Origin of the sequence: Micromonospora sp. SL1-18 (assembly GCF_047921505.1) — a bacterium.
Taxonomy (GTDB): Bacteria; Actinomycetota; Actinomycetes; order Mycobacteriales; family Micromonosporaceae; genus Micromonospora.
In genome coordinates, this window is sequence record NZ_JBLROA010000221.1 from 1 (window position 1) to 445 (window position 445).

The following is a 445-nucleotide window of genomic DNA, read 5'->3' on the forward strand; positions in this document are numbered from 1 at the left end:
CCTTCGAGTTCTCCTCCCACCAGCCGGCGAAACGCGGGTCGGTCTTCTTGACCTCGTTGAACACCTTCCGCAACACCAGCAGCGACCACGGCCGCCACGGCGTCTGCTCCTCCTCGCCGATGCCGTACGAGGCCTCCGCCTTGCGCTGCCACCACGACGCCATCACCCAGGACACGGCCCAGTTGTAGGCGGCGCGAGCCGCACCACAATGCGACCGCAGCCGCTGCTCCTGCGTCACGTTCGGATCCAACGCGAAACGAAACGCCTGAACCACGAAACCGGGCCGCGGCTCGAACTTCTTCACACCAACGGCTCCACGCCGGTCACGGCGGCCAGAGCGCGAGCGGCACGGCTCTTGCCTGCCCGCGGCCCGCACAGCCGGGCACACATCGACGTCAACACGTCGGCCATGTCCATGACCAGGTCATCCGTGGACTCCTCCGGG

The 445-nt window shown here is 67.6% G+C and carries 1 protein-coding gene; it reads right to left on the reverse strand.

Annotated features, from left to right (window positions below):
* Positions 1–304 (reverse strand): helix-turn-helix domain-containing protein (locus tag ACNAW0_RS30665; protein ID WP_416291527.1); only part of this gene is annotated, 304 nt, incomplete at its 3' end.
* Positions 305–445 lie beyond the last annotated feature (141 nt).